This is a genomic window from Aquabacterium sp. UBA2148 (assembly GCF_002328915.1).
GTDB lineage: Bacteria > Pseudomonadota > Gammaproteobacteria > Burkholderiales > Burkholderiaceae_C > Aquabacterium > Aquabacterium parvum.
Genome location: NZ_DCXA01000161.1, coordinates 11,304 through 14,035, shown reverse-complemented (window position 1 = coordinate 14,035; position 2,732 = coordinate 11,304). Strand labels below are relative to the sequence as shown.

The 2,732-nt window shown below is 68.0% G+C and carries 2 protein-coding genes and 1 pseudogene; 1 reads left to right on the top strand and 2 read right to left on the bottom strand.

The window, feature by feature from the left end:
* Window positions 1-187: pseudogene (locus B2W70_RS08905) on the bottom strand (hypothetical protein); the annotation flags it as partial.
* Window positions 174-2,339: an excinuclease ABC subunit UvrC gene (uvrC, locus tag B2W70_RS08900; RefSeq protein WP_414631039.1), complete on the bottom strand. Its 2,166-nt coding sequence runs from the start codon at window positions 2,337-2,339 to the stop codon at window positions 174-176. The gene uvrC and the pseudogene B2W70_RS08905, both read right to left, overlap by 14 nt.
* A gap of 54 nt (window positions 2,340-2,393) precedes the next feature.
* Between uvrC and earP the strand changes: the two genes are divergently transcribed.
* Window positions 2,394-2,732 (top strand): elongation factor P maturation arginine rhamnosyltransferase EarP (gene earP, locus B2W70_RS08895; RefSeq protein WP_286744944.1); only part of this gene is annotated, 339 nt, incomplete at its 3' end.

Genomic DNA, 2,732 nt, shown 5'->3' with positions numbered 1-2,732 from the left:
CCGTCGGGTCAGCTGCCTGGCTCGGGCGCTCGGCAGGTGCCGGGCCTTGTGCCGGCTTTTCGGGCGACGGCGCGGTGCAGGCGGCCAGGCTCAGGCCCATCACCAGCGCCAAGCCCGCCAGGCGGCGGCGTCGCTGCGCCCAGCTCACAGCGGAGACACGAAGGCAGGAATCGTCAATGGAGCGCACGGTAGATCTCCTCGGCCAGCTCTTGCGAGATGCCGTCGACGCTGGCCAGTTCGTCGACGCTCGCTGCACCCACCCCCCGCACACCGCCGAAGCGTTGCAGCAAGCGGGCGCGCTTCTTGGGGCCGACGCCGGGGATCTCCTCCAGGCTGCTGCCGCCGGTGCGCACACTGGCGCGCTTGGCCCGCATGCCGGTGATGGCGAAGCGGTGGGCTTCGTCACGGATCTGGGCAACCAGCATCAGCGCGGCCGATGTGGGTGCCAATTGCAATTTCGGCCGTCCGTCGGCAAACACAAGCTCTTCGAGGCCAACCTTGCGGCCTTCGCCCTTTTCGACGCCCACGATGATCGACAACGGCAGGCCGAGTTGCTCGAAAACCTCGCGCGCCATCGACACCTGCCCCTTGCCACCGTCGATCAGGACGATGTCGGGCACGCGGGCGGAGCGCGAAGGGGCCGCTTTGGCGCGGTTCGGAGAGACGGCGCTGTAGCGACGCTCCAGGGCCTGCTTCATGGCAGCGTAGTCGTCCCCGGGGGTGATGCCGTCGATGTTGTAGCGGCGGTACTGTGAGGACTGCATCTTGTGGCCCTCGTAGACCACGCAGGACGCCTGGGTGGCTTCGCCCGCTGTGTGGCTGATGTCGAAGCACTCGATGCGCAGGCCTGCCAGCGGGTCGTTGGCTCGCGCGGGCGTTGCTTGGGCGCGGGCCGTTTCGGCTGCATCGCCGGCCTCTGCCGCAGCGCCCTCGCCTGCGACCTCAGCCTGCGTCGCCACCCCGCCCTCGCCTTCGTCCAGCCCTGCCTCGCGCGCGTCCAGGTCCAAACCGGCGTCAAGGTCCAGGTTGAGCGCTTCGACCAAGGCACGCGTGCGGGCCTGCTGGGAGCCCTCCTCGCTCAGCAGGCGAGCCAGGGACAGCTCCGCGCCCTTGACGGCCATCTCCAGCCAGATGCGGCGCTGCTCGCGCGGCTGGTGCACCACGGCCACCTTGCGCCCGGCCTGCTCGCTCAAGGCGTCAACCAACTCCGGGTCCACCGGGTGGCTGAGGATGAGCAGCGAAGGCAAAGCGCCGCCCAGGTAATGCTGCGCCAGGAAGGCCTCGAGCACCGCCACCTCGGTGGCCTGCTGCCAGGCCTGGGCGTCCAGGGGCTGCTCGCCCGATTCGAGCTCGGCCAGGCTGGCGTGGTCTTGCACGTGCACCGGGAAATGCGCCCGATCGCCCAGGTGACGCCCGCCACGCACCATGGCCAGGTTCACGCACGCGCGGCCACCTTGCACCCTCACGGCCAGCACGTCCACGTCCTTGTCGCTGACGGTTTCGACCGACTGTTGGTGCAGCACCTTGGCAAGCGAGCCGATCTGGTTGCGGATCTCGGCAGCCTGTTCGTACTCAAGCCTCTCAGCGTGATCCATCATGCGCACCTGCAGGTCGGCCATCACGCCCTCGGCTTCGCCCAACAGGAAGCGCTCAGCCTGTCCCACGGACGCGCGGTATTCGTCGTCCGAGACCAGGCCCACGCACGGGCCGCTGCAACGCTTGATCTGGTAGAGCAAACAGGGGCGCGAGCGGTTGTTGTAGACCGTGTCGTCACAGGTGCGGATGAGGAAGACCTTCTGCAAGAGCTGGATGGTTTCCTTGACCGCCCAGGCGTTCGGGAAGGGGCCGTAGTAACGGTGCCGCCGATCGACCGCGCCCCGGTAGTACGACATGCGTGGGAAGGCGTGCGAGGCGATCTTCAGGTAGGGGTAGCTCTTGTCGTCGCGAAACAGGATGTTGAACCGCGGCTTGAGCGTCTTGATGAGGTTGTTTTCGAGCAGCAGGGCTTCGGCCTCGCTGCGCACGACCGTGGTTTCCATGCGCACGATGCGCGAAACCATGTGCCCGATGCGCGAGCCACCGTGGTTCTTGTGGAAGTAGCTGGAGACACGCTTTTTGAGGTCGCGGGCCTTGCCCACGTACAGCACTTCGCCTCGTGCGTCGAAATAGCGGTAGACCCCGGGCAGCGAGGGCAGGCTGGCGACCTCGGCGAGCAGGCGCTCCCAGGTTTCTTCTTTGCTCGGCTCGGCAGGCGGCTGTTCACCCGCCTGGGCAACAGCGGCTCGGCGGGGCTGCGGCTGGCCATCATCGGTCTGGTCGTTCTCGACATCCATGGTCATGGCCCGGATTGTCAGCCAAGGAACGCCGCCCGGCCGCTGGCGATAATCCCGCCCATGCTTTGGGACGTGTTCTGTCGCGTGATCGACAACTTCGGTGACATCGGCGTGTGCTGGCGGCTGTCTGCCGACCTGGCGGCGCGTGGCCAGCGGGTGCGCCTTTGGGTGGACGATGCTGCCGCGCTGGGCTGGATGGCGCCAGAGGTGGCCTGGTCACTGGACGAATCAGGACGCGAGGTGGGCACAGGGCACCCGGGCGTCACCGTGCACCGCTGGGCCCACGCCGAGTGCGCAGAGCTCGTGCCCGAGCCGGGCGACATCGTGGTCGAGGCTTTCGGGTGCGATCCCCCTGAGCCGTTCCTGGCACGCATGAACCGCCCCGCGCCGCCGGCCTGG